The sequence below is a fragment of the Flavobacterium sp. ABG genome (assembly GCF_001027725.1).
Lineage (GTDB): Bacteria > Bacteroidota > Bacteroidia > Flavobacteriales > Flavobacteriaceae > Flavobacterium > Flavobacterium cupriresistens.
Window position 1 is genome coordinate 225,912 of the sequence record NZ_LEKS01000004.1, and the last position, 16,917, is coordinate 242,828.

Sequence of the window (16,917 nt, forward strand, 5' to 3'; positions counted from 1 at the left end):
AAAAACTAAAGGCATAAAAAAAATCCCATTTTCAAATCGATGAAAATGGGATTTTTTAGTTTTAGATTAGATCAACTTATTCAAGAATTATCTTCTTAGCCGAAGCCGCATCTTGATTGATTAAATAGACATAATAAATTCCTTTTGGAAGACCGGACAAATTGATGGTATTGTCGGTGTTTGTTGCATCTAAAGTAAACGTTTTTACTAGTTGTCCTAAGGAGTTATAAACCGTTGCTTTTTCTAAACTTACATTTTGGATGTTTAAAATGTTTTTAGTTGGATTTGGATACACAACAGTGTTTTTAAAAACAGAATCTTCGAGGCCTAAGGCATCACAAACCGTTTTAAAGTTTGCTGTGGCGTCTTTGAAATTGGCCCAATTTGTATTAGAATAAGAAACATCATCGACCAAAATACAGCTTAATGAAGGATTTTCTATAAGGTTTATTTGTCTGATATATTTATTTCCTCCACTTTTTAAATTTAAAGCCGAAAGATCATTGTTGCTACAGTATATTAAATCCAGAAGGCGATTTTTAGAAAGATCCAAAATTTTTAATTGATTGGAAGAGCAGCGCAAATCATATAATTCTTTATTGCTTGAAACATCAAGAGTAGTTAATTGATTGTCCATGCAAAACAAATCGTGTAGCTTAAGATTCTTTGCAAGATTAAGACTTGTCAATTTATTATCAGAGATATATAATTCTTCTAAGGCAGGATTATTTGAAGTCTCTATGGTAGTTAGTTTATTATCATTAACATTTAAATAGGTTAAAGCTAAGTTTTGAGAAATATTGATTGTAGTCAATAGATTATTTGTACAGAATAAACTGGTCAATGCTACAAAATCCTGAATTCCGGTTAAATCAGAAATAGAGGCTCCATTTAGGTTTAGTTCCGTTACAAAAGAAATTCTTGCGGTTGAAACTTTTCCATCGGGAACGCCGGAATCAATTTTTAACGCAATTAACTTTTCTTCAAAATTAATATCAGGAATTAAAGTGTTTTTCAAATTACACGCTTCATTGAAACTCGCAGCTGCATCTTTTTTACCCGACCAGTTTGCATTTGAATAAGCAGGATCATCTACTTCAATGCAGCTTAGATTTAGATTATTCGTAAAATTAGAATTGGCAATATCCAGGTTTTTGTTATTTCCGTTTTTCAAATTTAAATACCATAATCGATTCCCATAACAGTCCAGTTTTACAAGAGCAGTATTTTTAGAAGCATCTAAATATTCTATACTGTTCGTATTGCAATTGAAAGCAGTTAAGGCTGGATTTTTGGTTAGATCTATAGTTGTTATTTTATTATTTGAAAAATTTAAAGTTGTTAAAGCTGTATTATTAGAAACGTCTAAGGTTGTAAAATTAGAATAAAGGGAATTCATACTCAAATTCAAATAAGTCAGCGCTTTATTTTTAGAAACATCGAGGGTTTTTAATCGGTTTTTGCTACAATCCAAATAGGTCAAATCAGTGTTTTTAGAAACATCTAAAGTCTCCAGGGCATTTTCGGGAGCATATAAAGTAGCTAAAAATATATTTTTGGATAGATTTAAATACGATATTTTATTCAAGCCGCAATCCAGATACGTCAAAGACAGAAAATCCTGAATTCCGCCTAAATTTGAAATATTGGCAGAAGAAGCATCTAAAGAAGTTACCGAAATTATACTGGTGGTCATGATCTTTCCATTTTTCCCATCGGTATCAATTCCTATTGCGATCAATTTGTCTTCAAAAGCAGGGTCCGGAATCAACGTGTAGGCAATAGAAGTACCACAAGAGGTATTGTAAGAAGCTGCTTTGTCTTTAGAAGAACTCCAAGTCGAATTCGAATAAGCGACCTTGTCAACGCTGATACAGGTTAAATTCGGGTTGCTCAGAAACTTAGGTTTTGGCATGTTTAGATTATTGCCATTTTTCACATTCAGATTAACTAGTTTATTGGTGCTGCAATCAAAATTATTCAGAGACATTGTACTTGAAACATCAAGACTTGTTAATTCATTATTTGAACAATTTAAAGTAATCAAACTTTGATGATTAGAAATATTCAGCTCCGGCACTCGATTATAAGAACAGTCCAGAGAAGTCAAATGAATATTTTTTGAAACATCTAAACGAGCCAAAATATTATAACTGCAATTTAGTTCTTCTAACTTCAAATTTTGGGTCACGTTTAAAGACCTTAGGTTAGCTGACTTACATTCTAAAATCGTCAAAGCACTATTTTTAGAAACCTCTAAGGTAGCCAGTTCAATGTTATTTGAACAGCGTAGAGTCGTCAAAGCACTATTTTTAGTAAAATCAAGTGAACTTAATTGATTTTTGCTGCAATCTAAATTGGTCAGATTTAGGTTTTTTGAAAAATCCAGATTTCTTAAAGTATTTCCGGAACAATTTAGAGTGCTTAATTTGGTAAAATCCTGAATTCCTGTTAAATCTGCAATAGCACTATTTGAAATGTCTAATGTGGTCTGTGACGAAATACTTGCCGTTAACACTTTCCCATCGGTTGGGCCCGCGTCTATCAAAAGGGCAATTAATTTTTTTTCAAAATTTAAGTCCGGGATCGCGGTGTATTGTTGATCGCAGAGCAAGGTATATCTGGCTTGATAATCTTTCTTATTGGACCAGTTTTTATTTGAATAAATTACATCATCTACTAAGATGCAGCTCAATCCGGGATTGTCATAAACCTCTATATTATAGGCAGAATTCCAATAAAAGAGCGTATTCTTTCCGTTTTTTAAGTTTAAACTCGTTAAGGAGTTAGTTCGGCAAGATAAAGCTTTTAGGCTAACATTTTTTGAAACATCAAGACTTGTTAATGCGTTGATTTCACAATATAAATATTCCAAAGGAACACTTTTTGAAACCGTAAGATTTGTTAGTTTATTGTTTGAGCAATTTAAATAAGTCAGCGCTTTTTTTTCAGAAACATCAATATTTGTCAATTGATTATCATTGCAATTGATATAAGTTAAAGCTGTATTTTTAGAAATATCCAGATTCGTTAGTCGATTGCGTTGGCAGTATAAAGTTGTCAGAGCACTATTTTTAGTAAGATCCAAGCTCGTGATCAAGTTGCCAAAACAGGACAAAGAAGTTAAGGCTTTAAAATCCTGAATCCCGGTCATATTTATAATAGATTGACTTGGAAGATTGCTCTGATTATTACTTACATCTAAAGAATTTAGTGTCGCTATGCTAGAGGTCAGCACTCTTCCGTCAGTTGCCCCTAAGTCAATGCCAAGTCGGATTAGTTTCGTTTCGAAAATCACATCCGGAATAAGGGTATATTGCTCGGTTCCCTGAACATAAACTTGCAGATTATCAATCGCCACATTAAATCCGATAGCATCATTTGTAAGCAAGGAAATACTTAGATCGTAAGACAGGTTTTGGTCCGGTGTAAAAGTGATTTCATTGGTTCCCCAATTATTGTCTGTGGCAAAAGTAGTATTCGAAAGTGTTGTCGAACTTCCATTTTTGCTAATATTCAGGACAATAGGGTGCGCATTATTGTAGTTACTGCTTAAATATTTGTATTTAAACTTTATTGTATAGGTAATTCCGGCACTCATGGGAACTTGAGTTGTAATTTTCGGAATTAAAGTGTTGTTTAGAAAGGATAGTTTTATACTGTTAGCGCCCCTCCAGAAGTCGGTAGTGTTCTGACTAACATTGTTTTCGATCGTCCAGCCCGGCAATGTTTTGCTGTTTGTCCAGTTTTCAAATTCCCCATTGGAGACTAAATTTATTTGTGCATAAATAGAAAAATGGGCTAATACCAAGAATAAAAGTAGTTTTGTTTTCATAGATAGGTTTTAGTATTTTGGAAATGCAAGTATACAAATTAGATTGGGTTTTATTACGGAAACCCGTATTAATTTTTTTTCAAAAAACAATATTAAAACACACGAAAAGTACACATTTATAAACAGATAACCACTAAAAAATCATAAGGCAGTGTTAATGGTTAGTTTTTTGCAACAAAAAAGCATAATTTAGTCGCAACTTTTAACTTTTATATTAAAATAGATTACATGAGTCCTATAAAATCAAATACGTTATCTGCTTTTGCATTACTTGTTTTAGCAGGTTGTAGTGCAACTTTACAAGCACAAGTTTCTACTCCTAAAGCAGCCATTACAACACCTTTGGTTATTGTAAAAAAAGCTCCGGTTTCTGAGAATGATTTAAAAAGATGGAGCCATCTTGATTTAGTAAAAGATACTATTGCAGGAATGAGTGTCGACAGAGCTTATGCGGAGTTGCTACAAGGAAAAACTGGTAAAAAAGTAATTGTAGGTATTGTGGATTCCGGTGTAGACATCGAACACGAAGACCTGAAAGGAATGGTGTGGACCAATCCTAAAGAAATTCCGGGTAATGGAATTGATGATGACAAAAACGGTTTTATTGATGATATTAATGGATGGAATTTCCTTGGGGATGCCGTACATGAAAATCTTGAAATGACTCGTGTTGTTAAAAAAGGAGATGACGGATCTGCGGAATACAAAAATGCATTGGCGCAATACGAAGAAAAATCTAAAAAACTTTTGCAGGACAAACAACAGGTTGATTATTTGTTGGACGTTCACAATACAATAAAAAAAGCTTTAAATAAGACGACTTACAAGTTGGAAGATTTAAGCACGATTACTTCAACAGACGAAAAAATAGTGTTGAGTAAAAATATCATGACACAGATTTTTACCAATGCAGGACCAACTTTTGATCCGGAAGAAGAGTTGGAAGCTTACAGAGAGCAGGTTTACGATCAATTCAATTACAATCTGAATAAAGATTTTGACGGAAGAAAAGTGGTAGGAGATAATCCGGAAGACATCAAAAACACAAAGTATGGTAATAACGTAGTTTTTGGTCCTGATAAAGAAAAAGCCCTTCACGGAACACACGTTGCGGGTATTATCGCGCAGGTTCGAGGTAATAATTTAGGTGGAGACGGTGTTGCCAACAATGTTGAAATCTTAACGGTTAGAGCCGTTCCTGATGGAGATGAGTATGATAAAGATATTGCCTTGGCAATTCGTTATGCTGTTGACAATGGTGCAAAAGTAATTAACGGAAGTTTCGGGAAAAGTTTCTCTCCTCATAAAGAATGGGTGTACGAGGCTATAAAATATGCCGCTAAAAAAGATGTATTAATTGTTCATGCTGCAGGTAATGACGGTTACAATATTGATGAAACAAAAAACATCAATTACCCGAATGACTCTCAAGACAATATAAAAGAATTTGCGGATAATGTTATTACAATTGGTGCGATCAATAAAGAATACGGACAAAATGTAATCGCAGGATTCTCTAATTTCGGAAAAATAAACGTTGACGTTTTTGCTCCGGGTGAAGAAATCTACGCAACAGTTCCTAATAACAAATACAAGTATCTGCAAGGAACTTCAATGGCTTCGCCAAATGCTGCGGGAGTTGCTGCTTTGATCCGTTCTTATTATCCAAAATTAAAAGCTTCACAAGTAAAACATATTTTGATGGAATCAGGAGTTGCTCTCCCATCAATGGTAGTTTTAGGTGAAAACCCGGATCCGAGTCAAAAACCAGTGCCGGTTTCATCTGCTGAATCTTCTAAAACAGCCAAAATGGTAAACGCTTATAACGCTTTATTAATGGCAGAAAAAATGTCAAAAAAATAAAAACATAAATTACTAATCCGATGGAAGAGTGAAGACTCTTCCATTTTCTATTTTATTGAATATGCATAAAATTATTCTATTATCTTTTTTGAGTTTGGGTTTAAACTCAGCTTTTGCACAAAGCGCTCCATACTGGCAACAACATGCCGATTATAAAATGGAGGTTTCGATGGATGTAAAAAACTATCAGTATAAAGGGAAGCAAGAATTGGTTTATACCAATAATTCTTCCGATACATTAAAAAAAGTATTCTATCATTTATTTCTGAATGCATTTCAACCCGGAAGTGAAATGGATGCTCGTTTGCATTTTATTAAAGATCCGGACGGAAGAATGGTGAATAAAGTAAAAAGTGCCGATGGTAAAGAAACAAAGCAAAGCCGAATTGAAACTTTAAAACCAAACGAAGTAGGGTATTTAAAAGTTACTAATTTTAAACAAGATGGTGTTACCGCTCAAACCAGAACTTCCGGAACTATTTTGGAAGTAACACTGGCGAAGCCAATTTTGCCGAATTCTAAATCAACTTTTACGTTAGATTTTGACGGACAAGTTCCGGTTCAGGTGCGTCGTACAGGAAGAAATAACACGGAAGGAATCGAATTGTCAATGTCACAATGGTATCCTAAATTAGCCGAATTTGATTTCGAAGGCTGGCATGCAGATCCTTATATCGCGAGAGAGTTTCACGGTGTGTGGGGTAATTTTGATGTGAAAATTACAATTGATAAAGAGTATACAGTTGGAGGTTCCGGATATCTTCAGGACAAAAACCAAATCGGACACGGTTACGAAGATGCAGGTGTAACAGTAGTATATCCTAAAAAAGCAAAAACGTTAACCTGGCATTTTATTGCACCAAACGTGCATGATTTTACCTGGGCAGCTGATAAAAACTATATTCATGATATTGTAAAAGGACCAAATGATGTTGATTTGCATTTCTTCTACAAAAACAATCCGAAAGTAGCAGAGAACTGGAAAAAACTGGAGCCGTTAATGGTTAAAGTAATGGATTACTATAATCAGAGAGTTGGGGCTTATCCTTACAAACAATATTCCTTTATTCAAGGAGGTGATGGTGGAATGGAGTATGCGATGTGTACTTTAATGTTAGGAAACGGAACTCTTGAAGGAATTCTGGGAACGGCAACACACGAATTAGGACATTCCTGGTTTCAACATATTTTAGCTTCAAACGAATCAAAACACCCATGGATGGATGAAGGTTTTACAACTTACATTGAAGACAGTGCTTTGAATGAATTGGCTGGAGATAAAAAAGAAGTAAATCCGTTTAAAGGAAACTATAATGCGTATTACAGCTTAGTTTCATCAGGAAAAGAGCAGCCACAAACCACTCATGGTGACCGTTATGATGAGAACAGACCTTACAGTATCTCTTCTTATGTAAAAGGAAGTATCTTTCTTTCGCAGTTAGCTTATGTAATTGGTCAGGAGAATTTAGATGCGACTTTAAAGAGATATTACAATGATTTTAAATTCAAACACCCAACGCCAAATGATATCAAAAGAACAGCAGAGAGAGTATCCGGTGCTGAGTTGGACTGGTATTTGATTGACTGGGCAGAAACAACAAATACAATTGACTACGGAATAAAAGATGTAGCTGATAATGCTGGAAAAACAACCGTTTCTTTAGAAAGAATCGGAAGAATGCCAATGCCTCTTGACTTAACAGTTGAATATACAGATGGTACAACAGAGAGTTTCTACATTCCATTAAGAATGATGAATTACATTAAACCAAATCCGAATCCAAACGTAAAAAGAACTGTTTTGGAAGATTGGGCTTGGGCAATGTCAAACTATAGTTTTACAATAGACAAAAACAAAGCTGCAATTAAAAAAATCACAATTGATCCAAGCGGATTAATGGCCGATGTAAAAGCAACAAATAATGTTTATGAAGTAAAATAATTTACTGAATTAAATAAAGAAAGCCCTTAAAAAAAATTTTTTTTAAGGGCTTTTTCTTTTAAGAGTAAATCTATAAAATGGGTTTTACATTTGTTATCGTTTCGCTTTGTATGGTCTTTTTTAGCGGAAACATCTTTCTATAGCTCAACACTCTCCACAGCCATTCAACGGGGCCATAATTGTATCTGTCAAGCCACCATTTGCTTATGAATAACTGAATTGTAAACACAAAAATCGCTAAGAAAAAGTAAAACCAGTACGGTAAAGTATTGTAAATTTTGAAGCCAGCTCCGGAAAATAGAAAAAAGGCAATAATATTTTGCATCAGATAATTGGTTAAAGTCATTTTGCCACTAACCCTGAAATAGTTGAAGACCGTTTTTAGTTTTCCGTTTGTATAGAGCAAACAAATTCCGGATGCTATAAACAACATTGTACTTATTATGGTCCAAAAAACAGGATTAAAATAAGTAAAAACGACTGTTTGTTTAAGGAAGATTTGGAAAAGAATACCGGAAGCAATTGCTAAAAAGAACGTGATGATAAGGGTTCTTTTTAAAGATTTCTTTAATTCAGGTAAACGATTAAAAAAGTTGATTTTTTGGGCATAAAATCCCAAAAGCATCAGGGCAAACATCACAACGTGGACGGTAATTGCATAAGGCAAATTAATCATTTCCTGATAATACGTTCCCAGTAAATTGAATTGGAATACATCGAGCCAATTATCAGAATAAAATAATTTTAAGTATTTGGCAGTAGACTGTACATCGGGTAATGTTTGTTTTATACTATTAATGTAGGCCGTAAGAAACGGAATGAATACTAAAAGAACGATGCTGCTTGTAAGAATTGTTCTAGGGGAACTTCTATAAAAGAGCAAAAGAAATAAACCTAAAAAAGCATAGTCTTTTAAAATATCTCCAAGCCAGAAAGCAGAATTTACAAAAGCAAAAGCAAAAAGAATAAACATTCGCCAGCAGAAAAAAGAAACAGGATTTTTGCCTTTTTCTGCAACATTATTTATAAGTATTGCAAAACCGTATCCAAATAAAATGCTCAATAAAGTCCAGGATTTGGCAGAAAAAAAGGTTAAATTAAAAAAGCTTATTACTTCAGAAAAAGCGCCTTTTTTTTGAATAAAACGGTCTAGCCCGATGTAGCGAAAATCGACATAGTTTCCTATGGCAACACCTAGTAAAGCCCATCCTCTTAAAATATCAACAATAGCGGTTCTTTTGTCTTCCTGAATAGGATTTAACGAATTTGTCATAAATCTAACGGTTTTTTTTCCTTTGTGTAAGGGTTTGGTTAATTAGTTTGTTAAAAACAGATCAAATGTAAGAAATTCTACAATTCGTATTTTTTAATTAAGAAACATTTTGTAAAAAAAATAAGCATGTTATTCTAAAAGGATTTTCTTTTAAAATAACATGCTTATAGAGGTAAAAAAGCGCTTGGGTTTATCCCAAATGCTCCAGCATATCTTTTGTCATTGACTCTAAATCAAAAGTATGTTTCCAGTCCCAGTCTTCTCTGGCAGAGCTGTCATCAATACTCGCAGGCCAACTGTCTGCAATTTTTTGACGGAAATCAGGATTGTAAGTAATCTCAAATTCCGGAATATGTTTTTTAATTTCAGCAGCGATTTCGGTTGGTGTGAAACTCATCGCAGCTAAATTATAAGAGGAATGAATTTTGATTTTTTCAACCGGTGCTTTCATAATGTTTATAGTAGCATCAATCGCATCATCCATATACATCATTGGCATTTTTGTTTCTGAAGATAAAAAGCACTCGTATTTTTTATCTGAAATCGCTTTGTAAAAAATATCCACTGCATAATCGGTAGTACCACCACCCGGAGGCGTAGACCAACTGATTAAACCCGGATAACGAATACTGCGAACATCAACACCATAAATGTTATGGTAATATTCGCACCATCTTTCTCCTGCTTGTTTGCTAATTCCGTAAACCGTAGAAGGTTCCATTACGGTATATTGAGGGGTGTTTTCTTTTGGAGTTGTTGGTCCAAAAACAGCGATACTTGATGGCCAGAAAACTTTTTGAATTTTTTTTGCCTTAGCTAAATTTAAAACATGAAACAAAGAGTTCATATTCAAATCCCATGCAAATGCCGGATTCTTCTCAGCTGTAGCCGATAAAAGTGCCGCCATTAAATAAACATCGGTAATTTTATGTAACTCAACCAAATGTTCAATTTGATTAAAATCTAAAGCATTGACCACTTCAAAAGGCCCTGAATTAACAACATCAGTATTTAATTTCCGGATGTCAGAAGCAATTACATTTTCTGTTCCATACAATTTACGTAATTTTTGAGTCAGTTCAGTCCCAATTTGACCGCAAGCGCCAATGATCAAGATTTTTGGATTCATGTGTTAATTTTTTTAGAGATACAAATATAACGTTTTCGCAAATAAATATGTTTTTTGACAATACAAATTATAAATTTAACAATAACGAAGTTTCTTTGTTGGGTTATTCTCCGTAAAAAAGGTATTGACGAGAAGAAAATCGCCACAGATTAAAAAGCCTAGAATGATTTTTTACTTGTGTATTTTTCTTTAAAGAAATCCCTTTAATCAGTGAAATCAGTGGCAAAAAAGGCAGTGCTCTATATAGATTGGGATTTGGTTAGCCACAGATTAAAAGGATTAGAATGATTTTTTCACTTGTGTATTTTTCTTTAAAGAAATCCGTTTAATCAGTGAAATCTGTGGCAAGAAAGACCAGTGCTCTATATGGATTGGGATTTGGTTAGCCACAGATTAAAAGGATAAGAATGATTTTTCACTTGTGTATTTTTCTTTAAAGAAATCCGCTTAATCAGTGAAATCTGTGGCAAAAAAATAATTCGTGCCAATTCGTGAAATTCGTGGCAAAAAAAGCGCACAATTTTATATGATTTGAGACGAAAAACAGAGTTCGTAATTGTAAATTTACTTTGTAACTTTGTAGCTTAATGTTTTACCAAATGAAATATAAAATATCTCTTTTTCTACTTTTGATTTTTGTACTGAATTCATGTCAGGGTGAAGATGAAAAACGTCGTGCAGCCTATGAAAAAGAAGCTAAAAAAAAGGAAGCCATATTCAATAACATCAATAAAGGCTGGGCTTTTATAGATGAACCCATCAACGAAGTCTCTGAACAAAATAGAGTTGTGTGGACTGAATGGCGTGACTTTTTAAAGGAAATCGGAGAAAAGCCAAGGAAGACAATTGGAGCGTTTCAGAAAAAATCAGAAGCGATAGCTAAGAAAGCAATGCTTTTAAACAATAATATTCCCGCACAATTTAATCAACCTCAGATAAAAAGCAGAATTTCAATTTTGATTACTAAAATCAAAATGATGGATTTGTACATTCACCTGAGCACAATTCCGGATGATAAAGTGACGTTTCTAATTGGAGATATCAATAAAGAGTTGGTGTCGTTAGAGCGACAAATGGATAAAGTTGTCGAAAAAGCGAAGATTCCAAAAGAGGAAGGAGAAGCCGATTTTCTGAAAATGTTAGACACAACACGTGCTATCCCGAACGCAATTATAGATCCAAATTTACCTAAAGTTGAGTAAAAACGCCTTATATACTACGTATGACAATTTGCCTAAAAGTCAGCAGATTGCCACACAATTACTAGAGCAAAATCAAGTAAAAATGCATCTGAGCGGATTGCTGGGATCGGCAGTTTCATTTGTAGTCCGAAGTGTTTTTAAGAAAACAGAATTGCCTTTTTTGATTGTCTTAGACAACAAAGAAGAAGCGGCATATTATCTGAACGATTTAGAACAAATGATTGGCGAACAGGATGTTTTGTTCTATCCCGGTTCGTTTCGTCGTCCCTATCAGATTGAAGAGACCGATAATGCTAATGTTTTATTGCGTGCTGAGGTTTTAAACCGAATTAATTCCCGCAAAAAACCGGCGGTAATTGTGACCTATCCCGAAGCTCTTTTTGAAAAAGTAGTAACCAGAAGAGAACTGGATAAAAACACACTCAAAGTCGCTTTGAATGATAAAATTTCTATAGATTTTATTAACGAAGTTTTGTTTGAATACGAATTTAAAAGAGTTGATTTTATTACCGAACCCGGTGAATTTTCGGTTCGTGGAGGAATTGTTGATGTATTCTCCTTTTCGAACGATCACCCCTATCGCATTGAGTTTTTCGGGAATGAAGTAGACAGCATTCGAAGTTTTGATGTGGAAACACAGTTGTCGGTTGAAACCCATAAAAAAATCACGATTATTCCGAATGTGGAAAACAAGATTTTTCAGGAGAACCGAGAAAGTTTCCTGGATTATATTGCAGAAAAAACGGTACTTTTTATTCAGAATACAGAAGGACTTTTTTCTCAGTTAGACAAACAATTTGCCAGAGCGGAAGAAGCTTTCGAAAAACTTTCCGGAGAAATAAAACATGCGACTCCCGAACAACTGTTCTTAAACCAGTCCGCATTTATAAAAAGAGCTTTAGATTTCTCAATTGTAGAATTGGCTTCAAAACCTGTTTTCAAAACAACAAAAAGTTTCGAATTTCATATACAGCCACAGCCTTCTTTCAACAAACAGTTTGATTTGTTGTTGAATAATCTGAGCGACAATCATTTTAACGGATATAAAAATTATTTATTCTGCTCAAATGAAACGCAGGCCAAACGTTTCCATGATATTTTTGAAACCTTGGATGAGGCTAATTCGGAGAACATCAGAAAACAATATCATACCATTGTACTGCCGTTATATCAAGGGTTTATTGACGAAGAGAATCAGATTACGGCCTATACAGACCATCAGATTTTTGAGCGTTATCATAAATTCAATATCAAAAACGGCTATTCTAAGAAGCAGAATATTACGTTAAAGGAGCTTACAGCACTTTCTGTTGGAGATTACGTTACACATATCGACCACGGAATTGGAAAGTTTGGCGGTTTGCAGAAAATTCAGGTAGAAGGAAAAACGCAGGAAGCCATAAAGTTGGTTTACGCCGATAATGATATAGTGTATGTGAGCATACATTCGCTTCACAAAATTTCAAAATACAATGGAAAAGACGGAACGCCGCCTAAAATTTATAAGTTAGGATCGAACGCCTGGAAGATTTTAAAACAAAAAACCAAGGCACGTGTCAAACATATAGCATTCAACTTAATCCAGTTGTATGCAAAACGACGTTTGGAAAAAGGATTTCAGTTTGCGCCGGACAGTTATCTACAAAACGAATTAGAGAGTTCTTTTATCTACGAAGACACACCCGATCAAACCAAATCAACAGCAGAGGTAAAAGCCGATATGGAAAGCGACAGACCGATGGACCGACTGGTTTGTGGTGACGTTGGTTTTGGTAAAACGGAGGTAGCGATTCGTGCTGCTTTTAAAGCCGTTGACAATAGTAAACAAGTGGCTATACTGGTTCCGACCACTATTTTGGCGTACCAGCATTACCGCACTTTTACAGAGCGACTAAAAGACATGCCGGTTTCTGTTGGTTATTTAAACCGATTCAGAACTGCCAAACAAAAGGCAGAAACCTTAAAACAATTAGCCGAAGGGAAATTGGATATTGTAATCGGAACACATCAGCTGGTCAACAAAAATGTGGTATTTAAAGACCTTGGTTTATTGATTGTAGATGAGGAACAGAAATTTGGAGTTAACGTAAAAGACAAACTCAAAACGATAGCGGCAAACGTAGATACATTGACATTAACAGCAACGCCAATTCCGAGAACATTGCAGTTTTCGTTAATGGCAGCACGTGATTTGTCAGTAATCACAACACCGCCACCCAATCGTTATCCGATTGAGACCAATGTAGTTGGTTTTAATGAAGAAATTATTCGTGATGCAATTTCGTATGAAATTCAGCGAAACGGACAGGTTTTCTTCATCAACAACAGAATCGAAAACATTAAAGAAGTGGCCGGAATGATTCAGCGTTTGGTTCCAAATGCCAGAGTCGGAATCGGTCACGGACAAATGGAAGGGGCAAAACTTGAAGAATTGATGCTGGGCTTTATGAATGGAGATTTTGATGTTTTAGTTGCAACTACCATCATTGAAAGTGGTTTAGATGTACCAAATGCCAATACAATTTTCATCAATAATGCCAACAACTTCGGATTGTCGGATTTGCATCAAATGCGTGGTAGAGTAGGACGAAGCAATAAAAAAGCATTTTGTTATTTCATCTGCCCGCCCTATTCGTCAATGACGGATGATGCCCGTAAACGTATTCAGGCGCTAGAGCAGTTTAGTGAACTTGGAAGTGGATTTAATATTGCCATGAAAGATCTTGAAATTCGCGGTGCGGGAGATTTATTAGGTGGGGAACAAAGTGGTTTTATTAATGAAATTGGTTTCGATACCTATCAGAAAATCATGAATGAAGCGATCGAAGAATTAAAAGAAAACGAATTCAAAGATTTGTATCCGGAAGAAAATGATATCGAAACCAAGGAGTATGTAAAAGATTTACAAATTGATACCGATTTTGAGTTGTTGTTCTCGGATGAATATATTAATAATGTTACAGAGCGCTTGAGTTTGTATAACGAGCTTGGTGCTGTGAAAAATGAAGCAGAACTGGTTGTCTTTCAAAATAAATTAATTGACCGTTTCGGACCGATGCCTCCACGTGCCAATGCATTGATGAATAGTATTCGCATCAAATGGATCGCCACAAGTGTAGGTATAGAGAAACTGGTCATGAAAAAAGGCAAAATGATTGGTTATTTTGTTTCAGACCAACAGTCCGATTATTATCAATCCAAACGTTTTCATAAGGTTATAAAATTTGTGCAAACACATAGTAATCTTTGCCAAATGAAAGAAAAGCAAACTCCCAACGGCTTAAGGCTTTTATTGACTTTTGAAAATGTAAAATCCACCAAAAGGGCTTTGGAATTAATGGAATTGCTTGAAGAATAGATTCAAAATTTAAATAGATTAAAAATAAATGAAAGGGAAGATTAATTTTTTTTGCTTGTTAATGCTTATTGTTTTTTCCGGATGTAGTTCGGATGATTCTGGAGAAGTTTCAAATAATGGATTATTGAAAGTTATGATTTATGGAAACGGACATTCCACCTTTATTGAATATGATAAAGGCCTTATGAGGAAAGTTTTTAATCATTTTCCAAATGGAATTTTGGAAGTAGATAATTATGAATATGATTATAAAGGAAGGCTTTCGTCCACGTTAATCGGTGGACAGAAGAAAACCTATAAATATGATAATAAGAATAGATTGATTAAAGTCATTGACGGTGTTGAGGATTGTGTCTTATTTAGTTATTTGCCGAATAAAATTGTTGTTACAAAGCAGCATGGTTTTTCAAAAAAAGTATTTTCGGAGCTGCATACAGATGGCAAAGGTAGAATTATTAAAATAGTTCGCATTGAGCCTTCAGAGGCCTATAAAAACTCATCAGTTGCAGAGTTGAAATATGATCATAACAATAATATAGTGAAGATTGTTTATCGTAAGGGTAGTAATGGAGCTCCAAATCGAGCCATTGAGTATAGTTATGATAACAAAAAGAATCCTATATACTACAGTGGAAGAAGCTTTTATGACAGCCTTTATTATCTTCGATCTATTGATCCTATTTCTGTAGATGTAACTTCTTCGAATAATCTTGTTTCTACAAAGTTTTCTGAATCTTATCCACCTCTTGTAAATGAATTTGTTTATAATGCTGACAACTACCCGATTAGTCAAGTACAACCGGCGACATCTTGGGGTGATTTAACTTCAGATAATGGCAAGACACTTTATGTATATTATTAAAGAAGAAGGAAAATCAATTTTTGGATATTTTTTTATCATTACTTTCTGCGAAATCTGCGTGATGTTTAATTCTTAATGCGCCACATTTTTTTGACTTAATCTTAAAATTCGTGCAATTCGTGGCGAAAAAAAATCACCCCGAAAAGAGTGATTTGATTGGTTAAAAGTGGTTTTTTGGTCTAGACAGTTTGATCAGAAGCCTGAAGTATACTACTTTGTCTGTTTGACTTCTGATTGTATTTATAGCGATACCGGGTTTCTGAATAGGGTAATCCTGATATTCGTACGATTTCCGGTTCTTAAACAAATCTTCTTTATACTGCTATTCAAAAACGAACGATTTTTTTCGTTGTAGTTTTGAATAATTAATTCTGTTAATGCGTTAACAAATATATAAAAATATTATTCTTAAAAAATTGTGCGTAAAAAAATATAATTCTTCTTTTTTTTAATGTTTTTGTGTGGAGTGTCGCTAAAACTAAGGGCGAACCCGTTTTTTGATCGATGAGTTTAGGGATTGTGTTTCTAAAAATTAACAATTACAAAGCAGGTTTTTGAGAATATTCTTATTAGAGTTCTTTAAAATACGGGCTTTATAGCACTGTTTGGGAATAAAAAATCCTTTTATCTTTCGTTTAGATGGAAAGATAAAAGGATGTATAAAAAAGAATCGGATGATTCTATGGGATTAATTTTTAAGATCTTTAATTACTTTAAAGGCAACATCAACCTGATCTTCTCCAACTAAAATAGTAAATTCATTTGAAGTTGAGATAACCTCATTAATGATAATTCCTTCCCAAGCCAAGCGTTGAAAAATAAAGTAATAAATACCCGGAACAACAATATTTTCTTTAGGAAGCTTTACTGTAATTGAAGCTAAATTATCTAATTTCTGAATCAGCTTTTCACGTATGAAGTGTTTTTCAACCAAATGATTAACACTGCTGCTTACTACGATATTAGTTTCGTTTACACCACGAGATGAAGTATAAAAAATATCAGACAACACATTAATATCAGAAATCAGATCCGCTTGTTTGTTTAAAACAGTTTCTGAGGCTGCAAAAGTATAGTCCGTTAATTCGGAACGAACTGTAATTTCGCCAATATTCTTGATGACTTTGTTGATTTTATGATTCAGTTTAAAATCTAATTCTTCGGTAAGTCGTTTAAGTGACATTACAACAGCGCCTTGTTTTACTTCTTTGCCAAATTCACTCTCCAACTCGGTCATGATATTCCGTGAAAGCGAAGTAAGATTAATAATTCCCAGCGATAAAGCGTTCAATAAAAAAGGTTTTGTTTTAATGTAATTTTCGACAATTGAAGAAACGGTTTTCATAATTTTTTAATTGTTTTTGGGTAACTTAATTGGGTTGGTTTAGTTAATTGTGGTGTTATAAATCTGCGCAAATATAAATAAAAAAACAATTTGTTACAATTATAACAA

Annotated in this window: 9 protein-coding genes; 5 read left to right on the top strand and 4 right to left on the bottom strand. The window is 34.2% G+C overall.

Going from position 1 to position 16,917, the window contains the following annotated elements; translation table 11 throughout:
* Nucleotides 1–76: 76 nt before the first annotated feature.
* On the bottom strand, nucleotides 77–3,835 hold the full coding sequence (locus AB674_RS06320; protein ID WP_047774870.1) for a T9SS type A sorting domain-containing protein: 3,759 nt from the start codon (nucleotides 3,833–3,835) through the stop codon (nucleotides 77–79).
* A gap of 228 nt (nucleotides 3,836–4,063) precedes the next feature.
* On the opposite strand from AB674_RS06320, the gene AB674_RS06325 reads away from it, so the two are divergent.
* Nucleotides 4,064–5,698, top strand: a complete 1,635-nt coding sequence (locus tag AB674_RS06325) for a S8 family peptidase (RefSeq protein ID WP_047774872.1) — start codon at nucleotides 4,064–4,066, stop codon at nucleotides 5,696–5,698.
* A 61-nt stretch (nucleotides 5,699–5,759) separates the two neighbouring features.
* Nucleotides 5,760–7,640, top strand: coding sequence for a M1 family metallopeptidase (locus tag AB674_RS06330; RefSeq protein ID WP_047774874.1), 1,881 nt, complete (start codon nucleotides 5,760–5,762; stop codon nucleotides 7,638–7,640).
* Nucleotides 7,641–7,710: 70 nt separating this feature from the next.
* Here the strand turns inward: AB674_RS06330 and AB674_RS06335 are convergent, their stop codons facing one another.
* Together AB674_RS06335 and AB674_RS06340 are read right to left on the bottom strand one after the other, a co-directional pair.
* Entirely contained in the window at nucleotides 7,711–8,913 is a 1,203-nt protein-coding gene (locus AB674_RS06335; RefSeq protein ID WP_047774877.1) for a DUF418 domain-containing protein, read from the bottom strand.
* 190 nt (nucleotides 8,914–9,103) lie between these two features.
* On the bottom strand, nucleotides 9,104–10,042 hold the full coding sequence (locus AB674_RS06340) for an L-threonine 3-dehydrogenase (RefSeq protein WP_047774879.1): 939 nt from the start codon (nucleotides 10,040–10,042) through the stop codon (nucleotides 9,104–9,106).
* A 599-nt stretch (nucleotides 10,043–10,641) separates the two neighbouring features.
* Here AB674_RS06340 and AB674_RS06345 point away from each other — a divergent pair.
* From AB674_RS06345 to AB674_RS06355, 3 genes are read left to right on the top strand one after another with little or no spacing between them, the layout of a single operon-like run.
* A complete protein-coding gene (locus AB674_RS06345; protein ID WP_047774986.1) occupies nucleotides 10,642–11,244 on the top strand; it encodes a hypothetical protein in 603 nt (200 codons plus the stop codon).
* On the top strand, nucleotides 11,237–14,602 hold the full coding sequence (gene mfd, locus AB674_RS06350) for a transcription-repair coupling factor (RefSeq protein ID WP_047774881.1): 3,366 nt from the start codon (nucleotides 11,237–11,239) through the stop codon (nucleotides 14,600–14,602). The genes AB674_RS06345 and mfd overlap by 8 nt, the downstream gene beginning before the upstream one ends.
* Nucleotides 14,603–14,630: 28 nt before the next feature.
* Nucleotides 14,631–15,464, top strand: coding sequence for a hypothetical protein (locus tag AB674_RS06355; RefSeq protein ID WP_131701517.1), 834 nt, complete (start codon nucleotides 14,631–14,633; stop codon nucleotides 15,462–15,464).
* 688 nt (nucleotides 15,465–16,152) lie between these two features.
* Here the strand turns inward: AB674_RS06355 and AB674_RS06360 are convergent.
* Complete coding sequence (locus AB674_RS06360; protein ID WP_047774884.1) at nucleotides 16,153–16,809, bottom strand: aspartate kinase; 657 nt, start codon at nucleotides 16,807–16,809, stop codon at nucleotides 16,153–16,155.
* Nucleotides 16,810–16,917: the final 108 nt, after the last annotated feature.